The 23,257-nt window shown below is 71.8% G+C and carries 10 protein-coding genes; 7 read left to right on the top strand and 3 right to left on the bottom strand.

Features of this window, described 5'->3' with window-relative positions; genetic code table 11:
• Window positions 1–2: 2 nt before the first annotated feature.
• The 7 genes from TU30_RS26385 to TU30_RS26360 all read left to right on the top strand — a co-directional run bounded on the left by TU30_RS26385 (window position 3) and on the right by TU30_RS26360 (window position 8,696).
• Entirely contained in the window at window positions 3–2,810 is a 2,808-nt protein-coding gene (locus tag TU30_RS26385) for a LuxR family transcriptional regulator (protein WP_042174438.1), read from the top strand.
• 509 nt (window positions 2,811–3,319) lie between these two features.
• Window positions 3,320–4,006 carry a PAS domain-containing protein gene (locus TU30_RS26380; RefSeq protein ID WP_234307994.1) on the top strand — a complete coding sequence of 229 codons (687 nt, stop codon included), beginning with the start codon at window positions 3,320–3,322 and terminating at the stop codon, window positions 4,004–4,006.
• On the top strand, window positions 3,918–4,601 hold the full coding sequence (locus tag TU30_RS26375; protein ID WP_370626713.1) for an aminotransferase class IV: 684 nt from the start codon (window positions 3,918–3,920) through the stop codon (window positions 4,599–4,601). The genes TU30_RS26380 and TU30_RS26375 overlap by 89 nt, the downstream gene beginning before the upstream one ends.
• A 105-nt stretch (window positions 4,602–4,706) precedes the next feature.
• Complete coding sequence (locus TU30_RS38080; protein ID WP_267889354.1) at window positions 4,707–4,838, top strand: hypothetical protein; 132 nt, start codon at window positions 4,707–4,709, stop codon at window positions 4,836–4,838.
• A gap of 163 nt (window positions 4,839–5,001) precedes the next feature.
• Window positions 5,002–6,207, top strand: a complete 1,206-nt coding sequence (locus TU30_RS26370; protein WP_042174436.1) for a glycoside hydrolase family 64 protein — start codon at window positions 5,002–5,004, stop codon at window positions 6,205–6,207.
• Between the two features lie 117 nt (window positions 6,208–6,324).
• On the top strand, window positions 6,325–7,422 hold the full coding sequence (locus tag TU30_RS26365) for an AI-2E family transporter (RefSeq protein ID WP_042174434.1): 1,098 nt from the start codon (window positions 6,325–6,327) through the stop codon (window positions 7,420–7,422).
• Window positions 7,423–7,484: 62 nt separating this feature from the next.
• Window positions 7,485–8,696 (top strand): cysteine desulfurase-like protein, encoded by a 1,212-nt coding sequence (locus TU30_RS26360; RefSeq protein ID WP_042174433.1) that lies wholly within the window; start codon window positions 7,485–7,487, stop codon window positions 8,694–8,696.
• Between the two features lie 75 nt (window positions 8,697–8,771).
• Here TU30_RS26360 and TU30_RS26355 read toward each other — a convergent pair whose 3' ends face one another.
• From TU30_RS26355 to TU30_RS26345, 3 genes are read right to left on the bottom strand one after another with little or no spacing between them, the layout of a single operon-like run.
• A complete protein-coding gene (locus TU30_RS26355) occupies window positions 8,772–9,641 on the bottom strand; it encodes a TauD/TfdA family dioxygenase (RefSeq protein WP_042174431.1) in 870 nt (289 codons plus the stop codon).
• Window positions 9,642–9,673: 32 nt separating this feature from the next.
• Window positions 9,674–19,027 (bottom strand): non-ribosomal peptide synthetase, encoded by a 9,354-nt coding sequence (locus TU30_RS26350; protein ID WP_042174430.1) that lies wholly within the window; start codon window positions 19,025–19,027, stop codon window positions 9,674–9,676.
• The gene (locus tag TU30_RS26345) at window positions 19,024–22,899 is read right to left on the bottom strand and encodes a non-ribosomal peptide synthetase (protein WP_042174429.1); all 3,876 of its coding nucleotides are present in this window, start codon (window positions 22,897–22,899) and stop codon (window positions 19,024–19,026) included. Before TU30_RS26345 ends, TU30_RS26350 begins: the two co-directional genes overlap by 4 nt.
• Window positions 22,900–23,257: the final 358 nt, after the last annotated feature.

Genomic DNA, 23,257 nt, shown 5'->3' with positions numbered 1-23,257 from the left:
ACATGCTGCTGGAGCGCACCACCGAAACGTCCCTGGTCGAGGCGGCGCTGGTCGCCGCCGGCCGGGGCAGATCCTCCCTGATCATGGTCACCGGCCCGCTCGGCATCGGGCGATCGGCCCTGCTGCAGTCCTTGCCCGCGCTGGCCGAGGGCCACGACGACGTCCGGGTGCTGCGTGCCAACGCGGCGCCCATGGAGCAGGACTTCGCCTTCGGAGTCGTGCGACAGCTCTTCGAGGGCCTGCTGTCCGCCTCGCCCGAGGACGCCGGCGGCCGCTGGATGGACGCCCACGCCTCCTTCGCCCGCCACGTCTTCGCCGACGACAGCGACTCGCCCGGTGCGGACCAGGCCGCCGCGGCCAGCGAGGCGGTCCTGCACGGTCTGCTGTCCCTCCTGGCCAACGTCAGCGCCGACGGCAGGCTCCTCGTCCTCGTCGACGACCTCCAGTGGTCCGACGTCCCCTCCCTGCGCTGGCTGACCTACCTGGCCAAACGGCTGCACGGCCTGCGCGCCGTCGTCGTGTGCGCCCTGCGTGACGGAGACCCCCGCACCCACCACACCCTGGTACGGGAAGTCAGGGAGGCCGCCACCCAGTCCCTGCGGCCCGCTTCCCTCAGCCTCGACGCCACCCGCGAGCTGGTCCACGAACGGTTCGGCGAGCCCGGTGACGACACCTTTGTCCAGGCCTGTCACGAGACCGCCGTCGGAAACCCCCTGTTCCTGATGTCCATCCTGCTCGGCATGGAGCACTCCGGCTTGCGGCCGCTCGCCGAGCACGCCGACCAGGCACGGTCGCTGCGCCCCTCCCAGCTGCGGGAGCGGCTCGCCAGCATCCTGCGCACCCAGGCCCCACCGGTCCGTGACCTCGCTGCCGCCATTGCGGTACTCGGCGATCACGTCGACCCCGACAACGCCGCCGGCCTGGCACGCCTCGACTCCGTCGGCTACACGGCCGCGCTGCGAACGCTCATAGCCCTCGGGCTCGTCGCCGCGGACCGCGGGCCGCGCTTCGTCCACCGTGTGGTGCGGGACGCCGCCGAGTCGACTCTGACCATGGTCCGGCGTGAACAGCTCCACGACGCCGCCGCCGCCCTCCTCTACGCCTCCGGACGGTCCGCCGAACAGGTCGCGGCACAGCTCATGGCCGTCGTCACCCGTCACCAGCCCTGGACCGTGGACGTCCTGCGGTCCGCCGCCGACACGGCCCTGCGCCGCGGAGCCCCGGACGTCGCGGCCCGTTACCTGCGTCGTGCCCTTCTCGACAGCGCCGCCCAGGGCCTTGACCGCGCCCGCCTGCTCGTCGAACTCGGCAGCGCCGAACGTGCCTTCGACCCCGTGGCCTGTGAACGGCACATCGCGCAGGCGACAGCCCTGCTGCCCGAGGCCCGTGACCGGGCCGCTGCGGTGCTGCGCATCTCACCCACCCCCCTGGGGCCCGCTCCCTCCGGCGTCGTCGACCTGCTGCGCCAGGCCGCGCAAGGGCTCGGACCGGCCACCGCACTCACCGGAACCGACCGGGACCTCGCCCTGCGCCTGGAAGCCCGGCTGCGCCACTGCGCCTACGAGGATCCCTACGAACTCGCCGCCGCCGCCAAACGATTGCGGCAGCTCGGCTCCGAGCCACCGCTGGAGACCGGAGGCGAGCGGGAACTGACGATCGCCCTGCTCGTCGCCGCCACTTTCGGCAGCAGCCTGCCGGCCGCGGACGTGGTCCGCTGTGCCGAACGCGTCCTCGACCGCGAGCCGGCGACCTTCGCCCGCGTCCAGTCCACCCTTCCCCTGGTGGTCATCACCATGATCGCCGCCGACTCCGTGGAAGCCCTCGACTCCTGGCTGGCCGTCGAGTACCGGGCCCGGGAACACCACACGGCGCCGGCCGACGCGCTGGTGCACATCGAGCGGGCCCTGATCCACATCGGCCGCGGCCGGCTCGCCCAGGCCCGTGAGCAGTCCGAGACCGCCCTCGGTATGACCGAGGCCGACCGGCACAGCCTCGGCACGGTCGCCACCCTCGCGCACGCGATGGTGGCGCTGGAGACGCGTGACCCTCTCCCGGCCCGACGCGTGCTGCGACGTGCCGAACACATCCGCCCGCAGGGCCTGACCGTCACCGCGATGCTGCGTCTGCTGGAGGCCGCCGGCGCCGTGTCGACGGGTGATCTCACCGGAGCACTGGGCTCCCTGCGCTCCTGCGGGCGCCGCCTCGATGCCGCCGGCTGGCAGAACCCGGTGCTGTTCCCCTGGCGTCCCTGGGCCATCGGTGTTCATCGCCGCCTCGGAGACCTCCGCGCGGCGCGCGCCCTGGCCGAGGAGGAACACGCCAGGGCTCAGCAGTGGGGAGCGCCGGTGGGTGTCGGCCGCGCGCTGCGCCTGCTGGGCCGCCTGGAGGAGGGCGGCCGGGGAACGGCTCTGCTGCGTCAGGCGGTCGCCGTGCTGCGCGGATCCGCCAACCAGCTGGAACTCGCCCGCGCCCTGCTGGCGCTCGCCGAACGGCTGGGCGGGGGAGCGGAGTCGAGTGCCCTGGCCCGCGAGGCCACGACACTCGCCACCGCGTGCGGCGCACCGTGGCTCGCCGAACGGGCCGCCGTCGGCAGTGGGGTCCCCGCAGGCGTCACCGCCTACCCGGAGGCTGTGCTCACCCGCACCGAACGCAGGGTGGCCGCGTTCGCCTGCAGAGGTCTGACGAACCAGGAGATCGCCGAGGCCATGGGGGTCAGCTCCCGGGCCGTGGAGAAGCACCTCACCCATTCCTACCGGAAACTCGGGATCTCCGGCCGGCGAGAACTGATCGCCCTGATTTCCAGCGTGTGAATTCCCTCCGAACCAGGGGGAATGAGCCGATCACGAACACCCGGGCACGGTCCGCGGAATTCGAGTGCCGTGCCCGGGTGTTTCCGGGTCCGGGGTCCGGGGTGTGGCTGTGACACCGTCCCCGGGGCGCCCGGCCGACCGGAGCGGGCCCGGCCGCTTCCGGCGGGCCGAAACACCTTCCTTCTGTCATGACTCCACGGCTCAGGGTTGTCGCGGCGGGGTTTTTCGTCCAGTACGGGCGGTGTGCCCGCCCGGGGCGGCCGCGGGCGCACCGAACCACCGAAGACCGAACCCCTTCGGTGCGGGACCGTACCTGCCGAAGGGGCGACCACAGTGTTGGCGGACCGCCCCTGTTCTCTCATTGACCGCGGACAGTCGTCTCCGTAATCTCCGAATCAATGCCGAACGCGGCCACGGCCTTTCATTGGGATCGGGCTTCCGTGTCGATCCGAAAGGCGGCCGTGTTCTTCTTTTCCCTTTGATGTACGACGTAGAAGGGCCTGAGTTCCTTGACGCTTTCCCCCCACGACCTCGTCATGGACCGTCCGCACACCGCCGACGGGACCGAGGGGCCGCTGGACGGCGCGGCCTCCGCAGCAGACCGACCCCACGCCTCCGTGGCGTGCCTGGACCTCACCCTGACCATCCAGCAGGCCAACCAGGAGTTCGGCCGCCGGTTCGGCAACCCGGTGGAGGAGCTTTGCGGCCGGCCCTTCTGCGATCTGGTGCACCCCAGCGTCCAGCAGCCCCTGATGCGACAGTTCTCGCGCATGCTGGAGGGCAAGCGGAACCGGTTCGCCACCGAGGTCATCACCCTGGGCCAGGACACCGCCCACACGCTTCCGCTGACCGCGATGGCGGTGCGCGGCGGCCACATCCCGGACGTCGCCGGGATCCTGGTGATGCTGCCCGCGGCGGACGGCGAGAGCGCGGACTCCGAGGTCGTGGTGCCTCGCAAGAAGCTTCTCAGCGAGGTCGACGCGCGCATCCTCGAAGGCATAGCCGCGGGTGTCTCCACCGTGCCACTCGCTTCCCGCCTCCACCTCAGCCGCCAGGGAGTGGAGTACCACGTGTCCGGTCTGCTCCGTAAGCTCAAGGTGCCCAACCGTGCTGCCCTGGTGTCCCGCTCCTACTCCATGGGCGTGCTCAAGGTCGGCACCTGGCCGCCGAAGGTCGTCGAGGATTTCATCAAGTGAGTCACGTGTCCGCCGGCCGGAGTGCGCCGCTTCGGGGGCGGGGCGCGTGCTCCGCCGAGGTGACGGAACTGAACGGCTCACCCGCCGGCCCGGAGGTTCTGCGGGCCTTGGCCCTGACCAACTACGGTCACTTCACCACCATGCGATCGAGGACGGCAGGGTCCGCGGACTGGAGCTGCACCTCGAGCGGCTGGACCGCGACTGCCGCCTCCTCTTCGACGTGCCACTCGACCTGGGACGGGTTCGTACCTGGGCGCGCCGTGCGGCTTCGGCGGCCGGCCGGTGCGCCGTGCGGATCACCGTCTTCGATCCGCTCCTCGGCCTCGCCAACATGTCCGAGGACGCGGTCCCGCAGGTTCTGGTGACCGTCAGGCCCACGCCCGCGACCAGGGCGGAGCCGCTGCGGGTGCGCTCCGCCGTCCACCTGCGGGATCTGCCCGAGGTGAAGGACATCGGTCTGTTCGGCGCTCTGCGGCTGCGGCGCGAGGCCCGGAGGTCCGGTTACGACGACGTGCTGTTCACGGACGGCGACTCGGCGCTGCTGGAGGGCAGTACCTGGAACATCGGCGTCGTCCGTGACGACCGGGTGGTCTGACCGGCGGGACCGGCCCTCGCGGGCACCGCCCGCGCACTCCTGCGCCGCGCCGGGGCCGGGACGGCCGCCCGCCTCACCCTGTCCGAACTGGCCGGGTGCGATGCCGTGTTCGTCACCAACTCCACCCTCGGGGTCCACCCCGTGACCCGGGTGGACGGCCTCGTGTTTCCCGCCGATCATCCCACTGTGGCCAGCCTCGCCGACCTCTACGCGTCACTCCCGGCCGAGAGACTGTAGTGCACACGGGCCCGGGCCGGGGCGGCGCGGTGCGCGACGACGCCGCGCACCCGGGCCGGACCCGCCCCGTCCCACCCGTTGACAGGTCCATACCAGGGCGGCAGGCTGAGAGCGCTCTCACCCCCCCCACCCCGCATCGACCGCAGTCGAACGGAGACGGAGCATGCTGCGCACACTCGGACACCGGGCCCTGGCCGTGATGTCGACCACCCTCATGCTGCTCGGCGGCTCACTGCTCGCCACGGCACCCCCCTCGGCCGCCCACGCCGCCGTCCCGGACACCATCCCCCTGCAGATCACCAACCACTCGGGCCGTGGCGAGCAGGTGTACGTCTACAACCTCGGCACCCAGCTGTCGACCGGCCGCCAGGGCTGGGCCGACGCGAACGGCACGTTCCACCCCTGGCCCGCAGGCGGCAACCCGCCCGCCCCCGCGCCCGACGCGTCGATACCGGGCCCGGCCGCCGGACAGTCCACGACCATCCGCATGCCGAAGTTCTCCGGACGCATCTACTTCTCGTACGGCCGGAAGCTCGTGTTCAGGCTGACCACCGGTGGCCTGGTGCAGCCCGCCGTGCAGAACCCCGCCGACCCCAACCGGGACATCCTGTTCAACTGGTCGGAGTACACCCTCAACGACTCGGGCCTGTGGCTCAACAGCACGCAGGTCGACATGTTCTCCGCGCCCTACTCGGTCGGAGTGCAGCGCGCCGACGGCAGCACGGCGGGCGCCGGCCGGCTCAGGTCCGGTGGCTACACCGCAGTTCTCGACGCACTCAGAGGACAGTCCGGAGGCTGGGCCGGCCTGATCCAGACCAGGTCCGACGGCACCGTGCTACGCGCACTGTCCCCGCTGTACGGAGTGGAAACCGGCGCCCTGCCGGCATCGGTCATCGACGACTACGTCAACCGCGTCTGGCAGAAGTACACCGCCTCGACCCTGACGGTCACGCCCTTCGCCCACCAGCCCGACGTCACCTACCACGGACGGGTCCTCGGTGACGTCATGAACTTCACCGACAGCGCGGGCGCCGTCGTCACCAGCTTCCAGAAGCCGGACGCCTCCTCCGTCTTCGGCTGTCACAGGCGGCTCGACGCGCCGAACGACCAGGTGCGCGGCCCCATTTCACGCACCCTGTGCGCCGGATTCCACCGCTCCACACTCCTGACCAACCCCCACCAGCCCGACTCCGGTGCGGCAGGCTTCTACCAGGACGCCGTCACCAACCACTACGCCCGCGCCATCCACGCACAGATGGCCGACGGGAAGGCCTACGCCTTCGCCTTCGACGACGTGGGCAACCACGAGTCGCTCGTCCACGACGGCGACCCGCGCCAGGCCCGACTCACCCTGGACCCCTTCAGCTGATCGTTCCTGCGCGGTGCACACCGTGCCGGTGGCGGCGTGCGGGCCCCGCGCCGCCACCGCCGGTGACGGACACGACGCGGCGAGGTCCGTGACCGGCGGGCCCCATAAGGTGCCTCCATGTCTGCCACGTTGAATGCGGGAAAAACCCGCGCCGCGCTGCGCACGTCCGCGCGCATCTCCGGTGAGCTGCTGCTGGTCCTGGTGGCCGTCGCGGTGGTTCTGTGGGTCCTGGGCCGGATGTGGCCGATCGTCTGGCCCCTGATAGTCGGTCTCCTTCTCACCACGCTCACCTGGCCCCCGACCCGCTTCCTGCGCCGGCGCGGCCTCGCCCCGGCGCTTGCCGCGTCACTGGTGACCGTGTTGTTCCTGCTGGTGGCCACGGGTACCGTCGCGCTGATCGCGGTACCCGTGACGTCGCAGTCCGGACAACTGGCCGACGGAGTGGTGGAAGGCATCCAGCGGCTGCGCGAGTGGGCTGCCGGGCCGCCGCTGAACATCGGGGAGGAGCGGATCGCCGGTGCCTTCGACACCGCGACCGCCCGCGTCCAGGACAGCGCCGGAACCATCGTCTCCACGGTCGCCACGGGAGTGAGCACCGTCTTCAACGGTGTGGTCACAGCCGTGCTGGCGCTCTTCCTGATGTTCTTCTTCCTCAAGGACGGCCCGCGCTTTCTGCCGTGGCTCGGCCGGCAGCTCCCCGGCCGGCTCGCCACCGACGTCCCGGTCGTGGCCACGCGGTGCTGGAACACCCTGGAATCGTTCGTCCGGTCCCAGGCGCTCGTCGGCCTGATCGACGCCGTGCTCATCGGCCTGGGCCTGTGGATCCTGGGCGTACCGCTGGTGCTCCCGCTGGCGGTGCTGACCTTCGTGTCGGCTTTCGTGCCCATCGTCGGTGCCCTGTTCGCCGGTCTGGTGGCGGTGCTGATCGCGCTCGTGTCCAACGGCCTGGTGGACGCGCTGATCGTGCTGGCCGTCATCGTCGGGGTGCAGCAGCTCGAGGGCAACGTGTTCCAGCCCATGATCCAGAGCCGCGGCCTCGGACTGCACGCGGCGGTCGTCCTGCTGGCGGTGACGCTGGGCGGGAGTCTGGTCGGCATCGTCGGCAGCCTGCTCGCCGTACCGGTCGCCGCGCTGATCGCCGTCGTCTGGAACTATCTGCGCGAGCAGCTCTCCGACCCGCCGCGGGAACCGCTGACCGACGGCTCGCACCCCTGACCGGCACGCCGGCACGCCGGCCACCGCACCCCCTCCCAGGCCGCACCGACAGAAAGCCCCACATGACGTACGACCTCACCGCCCTGCGCGCCCAGGTTCCCGCGCTGGCCACCGGCACCGCCCACTTCGACGGCCCCGGCGGCACCCAGATGCCGCTGCCGGTCATCGAGGCGATCAGCGCCGCGCTGTCCCAGCCCCTCTCGATCCGGGGCGACGGTCTGCCCGGCGAGCGCAACGCCGAGACCCTCGTCGTCGAAACCCGCCGCGCCATGGCCGATCTCCTGGGCGCCGACCCGGCGGGCATCGTCTTCGGCCGCAGCGCCACCCAGCTCACCTACGACTTCTCCCGCACCCTGGCCGGAACCTGGTCACCGGGCGACGAGGTGGTCGTCACACGGCTGGACCACGACGCCAACATCCGGCCCTGGGTACAGGCGGCCGAGCGGGCCGGCTGCACCGTCCGCTGGGCGGACTTCGACCCGGCCACCGGTGAACTGACCGGCGACGACATCCGGGCCGTGCTCAGTGAACGCACCCGGCTGGTGGCGGTCACCGGGGCCTCGAACCTCCTCGGCACGATCCCTCCGGTCGGCGAGATCGCGCGGATCGTGCACGAGGCGGGCGCACTGCTGTACGTCGACGGAGTGCACTACGCCGCCCACGCCCTCACCGACGTCGAGACGCTCGGCGCGGACTTCTTCGTCTGCTCCCCGTACAAGTTCCTCGGCCCCCACCACGGCGTCCTGGCAGCCCGGCCCGAACTCCTCGAAACGTTGCGCCCCGACAAACTGCTTCCCTCCACGGACGGGGTTCCCGAGCGCTTCGAGCTCGGCACGCTGCCCTACGAGTTCCTCGCGGGCACCCGTGCGGCCGTCGACTTCCTGGCCGGACTGGCCGCGCACCGGACCGGCAGCCGCCGCGAACGGCTCGCCTCGGCGTTCGAGATGATCGAGGAACACGAGGGCACGATGCGCGACCGGCTCGAGGAAGGACTGGCGGCCTTCGAACAGGTCACCGTCCGGTCCCGCGCGGCCCGGCGCACCCCGACCCTGCTCGTCACCCTCGACGGCCACAGCACCGTGGACGCCTACCGCTTCCTGGCCGACCGCGGCGTCCACGCACCCTCCGGCAGTTTCTACGCGCTGGAGGCCTCCCGCCGCCTCGGCCTCAATGACACGGGCGGGCTCCGTATCGGACTGGCCCCCTACACCGACAGCGAGGACGTCGACCGGCTCCTGTCGGGCCTGTCGGCCTTCCTGGCGCGCAAGGGGTGAAGGACGAGCCGGGCCGGCCGCGGCGGCGTGGAGCGCTCGGCCCGAAGAGGCCGGGTGTGTCGTGTCGGCGGCCGGTCAGCTCTTCAGCGGGCCGCCGTTGATCGCGACCCGGCGACCGTAGCGGGTGTGCGGGTAGTAGTCGTAGGTGGCGTGGTGCTGTACACAGCGGTTGTCCCAGAAGACGAGCGTGCCGGGGGCCCAGCGGACCCGGCAGGTCAGCAGCGGGCGCTGTGCGACGAGGGCGAAGAGCATCTCGAGCAGCGCCTCGCTCTCGTCGGCGGAGAGCTGCGGGACACGGGAGGTGTAGGCCTGGTTGACATAGAGGACCGGCCGGCCGGTTTCGGGGTGCCGCACCACCAGAGGGTGTTCGTTCACCGGGATCTCGTAGTGGGGTGGCACGGTGTAGCCGCGGAAGCTCTGCGCGCCGTCGTGGACGGCGGTCAGGCCGTCCAGGAAGCCGCGCATCGCGGGTGACAGCATCTCGTAGGCCAGATGCATGTTGGCGAACAGCGTGTCGCCCCCGCTGCCGCCCTCGGGGGTGTCGGTGATGTACAGCATCGAGCCGAGGGACGGCTCGAGGTCGGCCGTGCCGTCGGCGTGCCAGGCGTTGCCGGCGACGTTGCCCGCGGCCGCGCTGGTCCTGATCTCCAGTACGTAGGGGTCGCCCTCGGGCGGCGGTGGATTGACCGGCCGCAGTTCGCCGAAGTGGCCGGCGAAGCGCTTGTGGTCCTCCGTGGTGATCTCCTGGTCGCGGAAGACCAGTACGTGGTGGTCGAGGAAAGCCGTTCTGATCTCGGCCACCTGGGCGTCGGTGAGCCGGGAGAGGTCCACGCCGGCGACCTCGGCGCCGATGACGGGCGTCAGGGAGGTCACAAAGATGTGTTCGTAGGACCTCGGCCGCCTGGTGGTGACGGCTTCGAGAGCATCGAGTTCGTAGGGCTCCATCGCGTTCTCCTCGGTGGTGCGGGTCCTGCCGGTCAGGGCGTCGGACGGGCGGGCGTGCCCCGATGGGTGGTTGTCGGGGCCTGTGCGACGGCCGTGTTGATGCCCTGTGCCACGGCCGTCGAGTGCGGCGGGCGGACCGCGCCGTAGTGCGTCGTGCCGAGCACTGCCCAGTCCGACCGGTCCGGCAGATGGGGGCGCCACAGGGCGTGCCGCTCCGCGGGAGGGCCGAGCGGGGGCAGACCCTCGACGGAGTCCCGGGCGAGCCAGAGCCGGGTAGGGGTGGCGCTGATCCGGGGCAGCCGGTGCGCGGCCATGCTCAGCAGGTTGTCCCGGCAGCAGCGGGTGAGGCGCTCCGCGTGGGTGTGCGCCTGGCCCCCGCCCCCTGCGCCGTCGCCGCCGAGCCCGAGTTCGGCGGCGAACACCGTTTTGAGCTGTGTGTCGTCGTACTCCTGGAACGCCTGGCCGCTGCCGGGCGACGGCGGGTCCAGCAGATGCAGCGACCGGGCCGGGCGGCCGTCCGACTCCGCCCGGGCCGCCATGCCGGCAGCCACCCAGGCCCCGAAGGACCAGCCCGCCAGATGCCATCGCCACACGGTGCCGGGGAAGCGTGCGTGCACAGCCGTGTGATAACGGTGCGCCCTTTCGGTGATCGTCCACCCGGGGCGGTCCGGGCGCCGCAGGCCCGGATCGGCGATCAGGGCGACCGTCGACCGCGGGTCGAGCGCCGAGACCAGGGACCGGTAGGCCTGGATGTCCCCGCCGACCGGATGCACCAGGCACACGAGGTCACGGCCGGTGCCCTCCTGCCACACCTCGAGCGGCACCTCCTGCGCGTCGTGCGCCCGCTTTGCCTTCGTCCCGGCCTCGTCCAGCCGCTGCATGATCTCGGCGAGGCTGACCCGATGACTGAGGGAGGCGAGATCGAGTTCGATGCCGGAGTGCCTCTCGACGATCTCGATCACGCCGAGGAGGGTCAGGGAATCGGCCCCCAGGTCGTACAGCGGGATGTCCGGGTCGAGCCGCTCGACTCCCAGCCATGAGCGCAGCTGTGCGGCCACCACCTCCCACGTCGAGCTCTTCGTGTCCGCCGCAGGGCCGTTTGCAGGTACGGGCGTGGCGACAGCCGGCATCCGGTCACCGGCGTAGAAACCGCGTGACGCCTCCAGGTCAGTGGTGGACACGAGCAGGTGCGGCAGCCCGAGGTCGAGCGCGCGTGCGAGGACTCGTTGCCCTTCCTCGACGGTCAGGCCCACAGCGAGGTGGGCCCGGTGCCGCGCGTCGCCCGGCAGCGTCCGTACCGCCATCCCGGTCTCCCGCCACACGTCCCAGCCGAGCGTGAGACGGGCGGTGGCACTCTCTCCCTGCCCGTCGTGGTGGGCGAAGGCGTCGAGGAGCGCGTTGCCGGCGGCGTAGTCGAGCTGGCCCACACCACCCAGGTGCGCGGACATGGACGAGCAGTAGACGGCGAGGGCGGGGCGGTACTCTTCGATGAGCTGCTCCATGAGGAGGGCTCCCCGTAGTTTCGGGGCCAGGGCCCGCCTCATGCCGACGGCGTCGCGTCGTGCCATGAGGCCGCCCGCGGGGACGCCGGCCGCGTGGACGACGGAGGCCAGCCCCCTGGTGCGGGAGGTGATGCGTTCGGCGATGCGCTCGGGCGATTCGGTCGCAAGATCGGCCTCGACCAGCTCCACGCGCTCCGCCCAGGACGACAGGGCCCCGGGAAGCCGCGGTCGGCGGGACAGCAACAGGACGCGTCCGCCGGTGTGCGTGAGCAGCCACTGGGCGATGCCGGTGCCCAGGCCGCCGGTGCCGCCCAGGACCAGATGGTCGCCGTCGTACGCGGAGAGCCACGGGAGGAGGGGTTCGCCGGCCGCGGCGACCGGAAGGGTCACCTGCTCCCACCAGTAGCCCTGACGCAGGGCCAACTGCCGGGGGAGACCGTCCGCGTCCGGTTCGGCCAGCAAGGCGGCCAGCCGTGGTGCCCAGCCGTCCGAGTCGGGAAGATCGATCCAACGGCCCTGCGGGGCGCCCTCCTGAGGAGCGACTTCGGTGACTCCGGCGAGCAGGGCGGCTTCCGGCCTGCCGACCCCGCCGTTGACCGGCCGGGCTCCGCGGGACAGCCACCACGGTCTGACCAGCGCCCCCTGCGGGCTGCCGGACAGCGCCTGGACCAATGCCGCGGGTGTGTCCAGGCAGGCCCAGCCGGCGAGGTCGAGACTCGCCGCGCGGACGGGGCCCTCGACCGTGAGCGGCAGCGTGTGCAGCCAGTCGATGCCGGAAGGGCCGTCCCCGCCGTCTTCGCGGTCCCTGCCGTCCTCGGCGAGAGCGTCCAGGACGTACCGCAGATGGGCCGGGTCGGCGGGATCGGCCGTGAAACGGTCGGTTCCCGTCCGGGCTGCGCTCCCGGACGCCTCCACCCACACCACACGGCGGCGGCCGGCAGCCAGGGTGTCCACCAGGGCGCTGTCCACCGGACCGTCGGCAACGACCACCAGCACACGCGCGCGGTCGCCGCCGGGGGCGGCGGCGACCGCCCGGCGCAGGCGGGCCCACTGCGGCTGGTGCAGCCACTTCGTCTCAGGAAGGCGCTCCGGCACGTGCGCCGGGAGGATTGCGGAGCGCACGGCTTCGGGCCGGTGCGCACCCGCCGCCTGGTCGAAGTGGTAATCGGCCAGGTCGAACGACGGCGGCGGGAAGTCCCACGGCGCCTGAGCCGATCCTCCCGGCCACCCGAGGGTCTGGCCGGCAAGCCATGCCGCGGCGAGATCCGATGCGGACCGGCCCTCCACGGCCACGACCCGGTCGGCCGCGGCCGGGTCCGCCGCGGCCGGCTCCGCCACGGCTGCCGCCCGAAGCCAGGCGACGGCGTCCTGCGGGCCCGCGCAGACGGCGGCGATGCGCAGGCGTCCGTGCGTCCTGCCCGCCTGGAGATGACGCAGCACCTGGCCGTAGGCGTCGGGCCTGCGCTCGAGGTAGTCCGCGATCCGCGCGGCGTCCGACCGCAGTGGGGTCCTTCCCGCGGCGGAGAGGACGACCAGCGGGAGAGCACCGTCGTTCGCGAAGCCGCGGTCCGCGGTGCCCCGTGGCCCCGCCGTGGTACCCGCCTCCAGCACCACGTGGGCGTTCGTGCCGCCGATGCCGAAGCTGCTCACGCCGGCCACCCGGTCCCGTTCCCTGTCCGCGGGCCAGGGGGCGGCCTTCGTGGGCACGTAGAACGGTGTCGAATCGGGGCCGATCGCCGGGTTGAGCGCACGGAACCCGGGAGTGGGCGGTATGACACCGTGGTGGACGGCGAGCACGGCCCGGACCAGCCCCACCGCCCCGGCCGCCGCGCCCAGGTGACCGATCTGGCTCTTGACCGAGGTGAGGGCGCAGGTGCCCGGCTCCGTCACGTCGAGTGCCTGGCGCAGGGCGTCCGCCTCCACCGGGTCGCCGAGACGTGTACCGGTGCCGTGAGCCTCCACGTAGGCGACGTCCGAGCCGGGACGGCCGCTGCGGCGCAGCGCGGTACGGACGGCCGCACGCTGACCGGAGAGCGAGGGCGCGCTGTAACTCAGCTTGTCCGCACCGTCGTTGTTCACCGCGGACCCGGTGAGCACTGCGTACACGGTGTCGCCGTCCCGCCGGGCCCGGCTGAGCGGTTTGAGGACGAGCACACCGGCACCGCTGGCCCCGACGGTACCGTCGGCGTCGTCGCTGAAGGGCCGGCAGTGGCCGTCGGCGGAGAAGATGTGCTGGGGGCGGTAGCGGTAGCCCTGGGACAACGTCGTGTCGACCAGGACGCCGCCCGCCAGCATCACGTCGGCGTCGCCCTGCCGCAGCATGCCCGCCGCGAGGTGCACGGCCACCAGCGAACTCGAACATGCCGTCTGGGCGGTGAGCGCAGGGCCGGTCAGCCCGAGGTGGTAGGCCGCCTTGGTGGCGAGGAAGTCCTTGTCGTGGTGAAGGGCCAGCTGGAAGCCGTCGGGAAGCCCCGCGGGACCGGTTTCACGCAGCATGGTCTGGAAGTAGGTGTTCTCGCCCGCGCCGGCGACCAGACCGATGCGCACGGCACCGGGGTCGGCGATGCCCGCGTGGGCGAGCGCCTCGACGCAGCCCATCAACAGGTGTCGCTGCTGAGGGTCCATCAGCCGCGCCTCCTGGCGGCCGATTCCGAAGCGGCCGGGGTCGAACGCGAGAAGTCCGTCCATCTGGCTTCGGGCACCGACCATGCCCTCGGGCGCTTCGAAGTGCTCGATGCCGCTGCGCCCCGAGGTGGTCAACTCCCAGAAGGCGGCCAGGTCCGGGGCTCCCGGTGCCCGTACGGCCATCCCGACGACGGCGATGTGCTCGCCGGCTGTGCCGTCTCCATGGGTGCCCGGGTACGGCGCGTCGGCCGGCTCCGATGCGCTCCCTCCCTCTCCTTCCGTGCCGTTCTCCCCTTCCCCTTCCTTGCCGAGTGCGCGGGTCAGCTGTCGGAGGGTGACGTGTTCGAAGAGGTCGGCGACGGTGAAACGAAGACCGAGGGTGGTCGTGCAGCGCACGTGGAAACGCATGAGGTCGAGGCTGGAGGCGCCCGCCTCGAAGTACGTCTGATCAAGCCCGATGGCCGACCCGGTCGCCTCCTCGAAGGCGGCGGCCAGTTCGGCCTCCCGCCCGGACGGCGTCGCGGTGACGGCAACGCCGGCGACCGGCTCCGGCGCGGGAGCGCGCAGGGCGGCCTCCCGGTCGAGCTTGCCGCTCGGGGTGCGTGGCAGGTCCGCGAGCAGCCGGAACCGGTCGACGCGCACGTGCGGGGGCAGCAGCCCGCGCAGATGCTCCCGCAGGACGGCCGGCGCGGGCGCGGCCCCCCTGCACTGCAGACACGCCACCAGGCCGGGGCCGTCCACGGCCACGACGGCCCCGACGACCGCGGGATGACGCAGCAGGGCTGCTTCCACCTGGCCGAGCTCGAGACGGTGGCCGCTCAGCTTGACCTGGTCGTCGGCGCGCCCCAGAAAGTGCAGCAGGCCGTCCCGGTCGAACCGGGCGCGGTCGCCGCTGCGATAGAACAGGCCGCTCCTGCCGGGAAGGTGGGTGAACCTTTCCTCGTTCAGGCCGGTGTCGCCCAGATAGCAGGGGGTGTCCACCACCCCGCCGATGAGCAAATCGCCCGGACGGTCCGGCGGTACGGGATGTCCGGCCTGATCGACGACGCACAGGACCGCGTTGGCGACCGGGGCGCCGATGGCGGGCCGGTCCGGCCAGCGGGACGGGTCGCCCTCCAGACACAGGCTGCTGACGACGTGCGTCTCGGTCGGTCCGTAGTGGTTGAACAGCCGGGAGCCGGGCATGCCGGCGAACCAGCGGCGCACGGCATCGGTGCAGACCAGCTGCTCCCCGGCGGTCACCACCTCCCGGAGCCGGGACGGAAAGCGGCCCAGGTGCACGGCGTGCTCGGCGAGCAACTGCAGCGCCACGAACGGCAGGAAGAGGCGCTCGATGCCGGCCGTGTCCAACTGGTCCAGCAGCGCGGGAACGTCCTGACGCCAGCCGGACCGTACGAGATGCAGACAGCCACCGGTGCACAGGGTGCTGAAGATCTCCTGGAACGAGACGTCGAACGACAGCATCGAGAACTGCTGCGTCACCGCCGGGCCACCGAGGCCCCCCGGCCCCTGCTGCCACTGGAGCAGGTTGCACAGGGTGCGGTCGTACACCCGCACACCCTTGGGGACACCGGTCGATCCCGAGGTGAAGAGCGTGTACAGCGGCCGTGCACCCTCATGGGCGGGAACGGGCGGGGCGGCAGCGTCGGACAGGGTCACCGTGCGGCGCGGCACATCCCCGGGACCGATGGCATCGAACGCCGACCGGTCGCCTGCGGGGAGCAGGACGCACAGGGGATCGGTCTGCTCCAGGATCTGCCGCAGCAACGGGGGCGGGTACGACGGGTCCAGCGGTACAGCGGTCAGGTTCAGACGGGCCAGGGCCAGCAGCGCCACCACGTGCTCGACGGACGGCTCCAGGAACAGGGCCACATGGCACGGCCGTCCCTCTCCGGGCAGGGGGCCCGCCGCGAGCAGGTCGGCGGCGAGCGCCGACGCCCAGGCGTCCAGCGTGCGGTAGTCGACCGGCCCCTCGGCGGTCATCAGGGCCGGAGCGGAGGGCGTTCCCGCGACCTGGAGGGCGAACCCCTCCGCGATCGTGCTCCAGACCAGGGCACGCGACTCGCCGCGTCCGGGCTCGGGCAGGCAGTCGCGGTGGACGGCGGCCAGGTCGGCAGGGGCGGCGGACCTCCCCTCGAGGAGGGCATCGAGCCCTTGGCGGAACAGATCGGCCGCCGCGGCGGCCTGCCCGTCGGAGAAGTCCGCCCGCGCGTACTCCCACAGACATGCCAGGCCGTCGGGCCGCTCGACCACCGAGAGCGTCATGGGGCATTTGGCCTCGGCGGCCGTCGGCCACAGGGGAGAGGCCTGGCAGCCCGGCAGACTCAGTGCCTCGAAGTCCGTGTTCTCCAGCACGAAAAGGAAGTCGAACGCAGGGCCCGCCCCGGTTCTCGGCAGCTGTCCGTGCAGGACGTCGGCCAGCGCGACGTCCTGCCGCTCCAGTACCGCCCGGGTGCTCCTGCCCAGCCGCAGCAGCTGTGCGCGCAGTTCCTCCCGGGGCGACACGCTCATGGGGAGCAGCACGGTGTTGGCGAACATGCCGACGCTGTGCTCGAACTCCCGCACCGGGCGGTTGGCAACCGGCGCCGCCATCCGGAGGTGAGCGTGACCGGTGACCCCGTACAGCGCCCATGCGTAGACGCCGAGCAGCAACTGGAAACGGGTCAGACCCAGTTCGCCGCAGAGCCGATCGAGGGCAGCGCGGCGGACCACGTCCAGCGAGGTGTGCAGCAGCCCGGCACCGGGGAGGCCCGTCACACGGGAGGCCGACCGCGACGGCCCCGTCTGCGTCGGACCGACCGACTCGGCGTAGTGGGCCAGCAGTTCGGTGCGCTGTGCGGCGTAGACCGGGCCGGCCTGCCAGTCGTCCTGCCAGACGGCGAAGTCGAGCGGCGTGGGTACGAGTGCGGCAGGCCGCGTCCCGGCGTCGTGTTCCCCGGCGAGGGCTGCGGCGTACGCGTCCGACAGGTCGTGCAGCAGGACGTTCACCGACCAGCCGTCGACGGCGATGTGGTGCAGGTGGAGAAGCAGCGTCCAGTCCGAGCCGGAGCCGGAGCCGGAGCCCGAGTCCGACGGCTGCCGGCACACGCGCAGCATCCGAGGGCGCGACAGGTCGAACGGCTCCGCGAAGAAGGCGTCCTGCGTCCCGGGTTCCCCCTGCGATTGCGCAGTGCCGAGTGTCCCCACCCCGGGTGTCCCCACCCACGGGTCGTACGGTTCACCCACCACCTGCAGGAGTCCTGATGCCGAGGCCTCGAAACCCGTGCGCAGCGCGGGATGCCGTGCGACCAGTCCGCACAACGCCCTGCGCAGGGCCGCGAGGTCGACGTCGCCCCTCATGGCGAAGGCCAGCCGGACGTCGTACGCCCGAGAGCGTGGCGACCGCTGCTGAATGAGCCACAGGCGCTGCTGCTCACCGGTCGCGGGCCCGGAGCGGGCCCCGGCCGCGGACGCGACGGGGTACGAAGAGGCCCCGGTACCGCGGGCCGCCTCGACGGCCCGGGCCAGTGCGGCGAGATCGTCGCGCAGCACCAGGCTCTGCGGCAGGTCGCAGCCCCAGCGCTGCCGTATCTCGAAGCGCAGCCGAAGTGCCTTGAGGGAGTCGCCGCCACATGCGATCCAGGTGTCGCCCGGCCGGAGGTCCGCCAGCCCCAGGATCCGGCCGGCCACTTCCAGGAGTTCACGCTGCAGAGGGCCGGTGACCTCGTCCCCGTGGTCACCGGCCGGCCGCCAGGGCGGGTCCGTACGGGCCAGCAACGCGCCCTCGTCGACCTTGCCGTTGGCGGTCAGCGGCAGCTCGTCGACACGGTGGAGACGGTGCGGACGCATGTAGGCCGGCAGCCGGGCCGCCAGATGCCGGTCGAAGTCCTCCCAGGACAGCCGGTCGTCCACGACGACGTGGGCAAGCAGCTCGTTCGGTCCGTCGTCACCGTCCCGGTGTGTGCACACGTGGGCCTGGCGCACGGCAGGGTGGGTGAGGATCTGCTGCTCCAGCTCGCCGGGTTCGACGCGGAATCCCCGGACCTTGACCTGGCGGTCGGCGCGCCCGACGTATTCGATGTCCCCTCGCGCGTTACGGCGTACCAGATCACCGGTGCGGTAGTGGAGAGCCGACGCCCCGTCCGGACCGGGCAGGGACACGAACCTGTGCGCGCTCTCCTGCGGCAGGTTGTGGTATCCCGTGGCCAGGCCGGCACCGGACAGCAGCAGCTCGGCCACCTCGCCGGGTGCGGCCGCGCGGGTGGTGCCCGGTACCACGAGGGCGGCGCCGGTCTGCGGCAGCGTCCGCCCGATCGGTACCACCTGCGCGTCGAAGTCACGCGGGACGGGGTGGCAGAGCGCGAAGGTGGTGCACTCCGTCGGTCCGTAGACGTTGTACAACCGTGTGCCGCTGCCCGCGTTGCGGAGGTACCAGGACCGGATCGAACGGCTGTTGAGCTGTTCGCCGCCGATCAGCAACTGCCCGAGGCCGGCGAAGCAGCCGGGGACCGCGTCGACCACGGCGTTGAACAGTGCCGTGGTCACGAAGGCGGTGTCGATGCGTTCACGCAGCAGGACGTCGGCAAGCCGTTCCGGCGTCTGGACGTCCGAGTCGGCCAGGACGACGCAGCAACCGCCGGTGAGCAGGGGCACCCAGACCTCGAAGCTCAGCGCGTCGAAGGCGGGATTGGCGAGACAGGCGAAGCGAGCACCCTTGTCGAGCCGTATGTACCCGGGCTCCGCCAGCCGCAGAATGCCCGCGTCGCGCACCGCGACGCCCTTGGGACGGCCCGTCGTTCCCGAGGTGTAGAACAGGAAGGAGACCGGTGGGCCGGCGGCGGGTGGCCGCGCCAGGTCCGCTGCCGTACGTGGTCCGGCGCCCAGCAGTTCGTCGGCGGGCAGGGGCGCGACCTCCGGGGGGACGCGGTGCGGCGCGTCACGGCTGTGTACGAACACGACGGCGCCGGAGTCCGTGAGGATGTGGTCACGGCGGTCCGAGGGGCTCTGCAGGTCCAGGGGGACCACACGGGCACCGAGGCGGAGGACGCCCAGCATGACGCAGACCAGCTGCCACGACCGGGGCAGGCCCACGGCGACGGCGTCTGCGGGGCACACACCCCGGGCCCGCAACGCGTCAGCGACGTGTGCGGCTTCGGCGTCGAGGGCGGCGTAGTCCAGTACACGGTCCCCGTCGCTCACGGCGGGAGCGTGCGGAGTGCGCCCGGCCTGTTCGTACACGGCGAGGGCCAGGCCGGCGGAAGCGGTGGAAGGACACATCATGCCTCCGCCACCGGGTTTCCCGCGAACCTGCCGTCGAGCCGGACCAGTTCGTCGGTGATCAGTTCGGCGATGCGGGGCACCCGCTCTCCTTCCAGTACATCCCAGTGACCGCCCTCCACCTGCTCGACCCGGAAGCCACCCAGGGCCCGGTCCTGCCAGAAACGGCGCAACTCGGCTTCGGCCGCGGCTGCTTCCCCACGGGTCTGCCCCTCGGCCTCCGCCTGTACGAGCAGCAACGGGGCGGTCGTCCGGCGCGGGACGTAGTCGCGGGCAGCGACGCGGTTGTGGTTGTAGATCCGGAAGTACCGGTCGATCTGGGCGTCGTCGATGCCGGGATACATGCCGTTGAAGCGGACGAGCTTCTCACGGAACTCGGCCGCCTCCACCGGCGCGAACGCGGCCCTCTTCGCCTCGTCGTCCGTGCCGTGCGTGTCGAGCAGGACCACGGCGAGCCGGTGGTGACCGGCCCGCGCCAGCCGGCGCCCCATCTCGTGCGCGACCAGACCGCCGTAGGAGAGCCCGCACAGCACGAGGGTCTCCTCCGGCGCGGGCCGTACGAGTGTCAGGTAGTGCTCCGCCATCGCCTCCACGGTCGGCAGCGGTTCCTCGCCGGGGTTGAGCCCCGGGGCCTGGATGCCCTCGACCCTGGTCCCGTCGGGCAGGGCGGTGGCCAACCGCAGGTAACAGAAGGCGGTGCCGCCGGCGGGGTGGACGCACACCACACGCCCTCCGCCGCGGCCCGCACGGAACTCGATCAGGGAATCGTCGCCTCCTGCCGGCACCCCCCGGCGCAGGCGTGCCGCCAGACGCTCGATCGTGGGATGTTCGAGCACGTCACGGATCGGCAGGTCCCGGCCGAACCGCTCACGGATCAGGTGCGCCACCTTGATGGCGGACAGTGAGGTGCCACCGACCGCGAAGAAGTCGTCGGTGACACCGATGCCGGGATGCAGGAGCACCCGGCGCCAGATCCGGTACAGCGACATCTCTACACCGTCGCGGGGCGCCTGGACGTTGACCTGGGCGGGCGGCGTCGTGCGCGCGTGGTCCAGCACGGCCTGACGGTCCAGTTTGCCGCTGCGGTTGAGCGGCAGCCGGGGAAACTCGGCGAACCACGACGGGATCATGTAGTCCGGCAGACGGTCCGACAGGGCGGCACGCCATTCGTGGGGCGGCACAGGAGGACCGTCGACGCGGCCCACACCCGCCACCAGCACGGTCTCACCGGCCTCGTCGCGGTCGGCGAGCACAGCCGCCTCCGTGACGCCGGGCAGCTCCCGCAGGGCTGCCGCCACCTCTGCGGGTTCGATGCGGAATCCGCGGAGCTTTACCTGGTCGTCGACGCGGCCGACGAACTCGAAGTTGCCGTCGGGGAGCAGCCGCGCCAGGTCTCCGGTGCGGTAGACCCGTTCGCCGGGGACGAGTGGATCCGGCAGGAAACGTTCGCCGGTCAGGTCGGGCCGGTTGAGATACCCGTCGGCCACACCGGCTCCGCCGATGTACACCTCGCCGGTGACACCGGGCGGTACGGGCCGGCGCCGCTGATCCAGCAGACGGATACGGGTGTTGTCCACGGGACGGCCGATCGGGCACCTGCGCTCCAGGGCGCGCGTCTCGTTGTACGTGATGCTGTAGACGGTGGTCTCGGTCGGACCGTAGACGTAGCAGATGCGAAGTTCCGGCAGGATCTGCCGCATCCGGTGCAGTGCCGGCTCCGGGAGCGGCTCCGCCCCCGTCGCCACCTGGCGCAGCACCAGACCGCGCAGGCGTTCCTCGGGGTCCTCGTCGATCCAGATGATGTAGGACGCCGGCAGCCAGGCGTGCACGATCCCGTGCACGCGCATCCAGCTCATCAGCTGCCGGGGGTCGCCTCTCAGGTCCTCGGGCACCAGGTGGAGGACGGCACCCGTGGTGACCGGGAGGAACAGCTCGTGCACGGACGCGTCGAAGCCGATACTCGCCCACCCCGAGGACGCTTCTCCCGGGATCGCGCCGTAGTGGCCCAGCCAGTTGTCCAGCAGATTGACAACGTTGCTGTGGCGGACTGCCACTCCCTTGGGGCGCCCGGTCGATCCGGAGGTGCAGATGACGTATGCGAGATGGGACGGCAGGACCGTCGTACCGGGGGAGTCGTCACGCGCTCCTTCCTCCTCCACCCGCCTCAGCGGTGACCAGGAGCCGGGAGGGCTCTCGACGTCGCTCAGGACCAGAGAGGGGGTCGCCTCCTCGACGATCACCTTCAGCCGGCCCCCCGGTTGTCCCGGATCCAGCGGAAGGTAGGCCGCGCCGGCCTTGAGGATGCCCCAGATCCCCACCAGCAACTCCACCGTGCGGCCGCAGTGCAGTCCGACGACGTCCCCGGGACGGACACCCCGGGCCAGGAGAGCGTGCGCGAGCCGGTTGGCGCGCCGGTCGAGCGTGGCGTAGTCCAGCCGCGTTTCGCCTGCCACCACGGCAGGAGCGGTCGGCCGCTCCCGGACCTGCCTCTCGAAGCGCTCGAGCAGGCCGGCGGCCGGTGCCGCGGTGGTCCGCCCCTGACCCAGCGCCAGCAGTTCCCCGTGTTCCCGCTCGTCGAGCAGGACGAAGTCGGCGACGCCCCGTCCGGGGTCGGCCGCCAACTGCTCCAGTACGCGCGACAGGTAGCGGACATGCCGTCGGACCGTCTCGTCGTCGAACAGGTCGCGCGCGTAGTCCAGATGCCCGGCGATGCCACCGTCCTCCTCGTGCAGGGACAGGGTGTAGTCGAACTTCGCGGGTGCGAAACCGATGACGAGCGGTTCGACCCGGGTGCCGGCGAGGTTCAGCAGGTCCTTGCGTGAGGTGCCCCACGCCAGCATCGTCTGGAAGAGCGGCCCGTGGGAAAGGCTGCGGTGCGGGTTCACCGCCTCCACCACCCGCTCGAAGGGCAGATCCTGATGGTCGAGCGAGCTCCTCAGGGAAGCACGGACGCGGCTCAGGGCTTCGGAGCCGGTCGGGTCCCCGGACAGGTCGACCCGATGGGCGAGCGAGTTGACGAAGAAACCGATGAGCTCGGAGACCTCGGGGCCGCGCCGTCCCGCCACCGGGATGCCCACGACGGTGTCGTTCTCCCCGGAGAGCCGGGACAGCAGGATGTGCCAGCCGGTGAGAGCAGCGGCGAACAGAGTGCACCTGTGACTGCGGGCCACTGCGCGCAGAGCTGTCGTGAGCTGCGGGTCGAGTCGCACCGGGACGCGCCCGCCCTCGTGACTTCGCCGCGCAGGACGGGGCCTGTCCGCCGGGAGGTCGAGCAGTTCCGGGGCGCCGTCCAGATACGTCCGCCAGAACTCGGCCTGTGCGGCAGCATCGAGGCCGTTCACCCACTCGCGCTGCCGGTGGCAATGAGCGGCGAACCGTGCCTTCAGCGGTGGCAGCGGATCCGCCTCGCCCCGCAGGAGGGCCCCGTAGAGTTCACTCAGCTCCCACAGCATGATCTCCATGGACCTGCCGTCGAAGACGGCGTGGTGCAGGGTCAGCAGGAGTGCGTGACGGGAGTCCGCCAGGGTGATCAGCCGCCCCCGGGCCAGCGGCCCGCGGTACAGGTCGAACGGTGTCTCGCATTCTTCGCGTTGCCGGTCGGTGAGCCGCGCATCCGGGTCGGGGACGCCGCTGAGGTCTTCCACCGTCAGGGAGAAACCCGTCTCCGAGGGGCCGACCTCCTGGCGGGCGTCACCGCCCACGGAGACGAACCGGGTGCGCAGGGTCTCGTGCCGCGAGACAACGATGTCCAAAGCCTGTGCGAGGAGCGTCCTGTCCAACGGCCCCCGGACGGAGAACGCCAGCGTCTCGTTGTACGCGGTACGGGTGCCCTCCGTCTGGGCCAGGGTCCACAGGCGCTGCTGCCCGAAGGACAACGGGGGGAGGAGTGCGTGAGCGCGTGCATCGGGCGGGAGGAGGTGGGGGAGCGATGCGCGTGTTGCCGACAAGGGCAGCCCTTCTGCCGTGCTGTGAACGGTGGTTGGGGGGTGACGACCGAGGTGCAGGAGGCGTGGGTCGGTTCGTGGGGCCGGCGGGAGCCAATCATTGGACTGCGGTTCTGATCATGTCAATGGGGGAAAACGGCTTCCCACACCCCTCTCCTTGCACGCAAGAGGAATTCTGGTCGAAGCCGGCCGTGTACGAGATGAGGAACAGTTGGGCTGCGAGCTTCGGAACACCGCCGTGACCCCGGATACGACGGAACCGGACGAGGGGACACCGGCACGGGACACC

Origin of the sequence: Streptomyces sp. NBRC 110035, assembly GCF_000829695.1 — a bacterium.
GTDB lineage: Bacteria > Actinomycetota > Actinomycetes > Streptomycetales > Streptomycetaceae > Streptomyces.
This window is presented reverse-complemented; position numbering and strand designations above follow the sequence as displayed.

Bases quoted from the DNA above. Each gene is read 5' to 3' on its own strand.
- TU30_RS26385 (WP_042174438.1), top strand. From the start codon at position 3: ATGCTGCTGGAGCGCACCACCGAAACGTCCCTGGTCGAGGCGGCGCTG.
- TU30_RS26370 (WP_042174436.1), top strand. From the start codon at position 5,002: ATGCTGCGCACACTCGGACACCGGGCCCTGGCCGTGATGTCGACCACC.
- TU30_RS26365 (WP_042174434.1), top strand. From the start codon at position 6,325: ATGTCTGCCACGTTGAATGCGGGAAAAACCCGCGCCGCGCTGCGCACG.
- TU30_RS26360 (WP_042174433.1), top strand. From the start codon at position 7,485: ATGACGTACGACCTCACCGCCCTGCGCGCCCAGGTTCCCGCGCTGGCC.
- TU30_RS26355 (WP_042174431.1), bottom strand. From the start codon at position 9,641: ATGGAGCCCTACGAACTCGATGCTCTCGAAGCCGTCACCACCAGGCGG.
- TU30_RS26350 (WP_042174430.1), bottom strand. From the start codon at position 19,027: ATGATGTGTCCTTCCACCGCTTCCGCCGGCCTGGCCCTCGCCGTGTAC.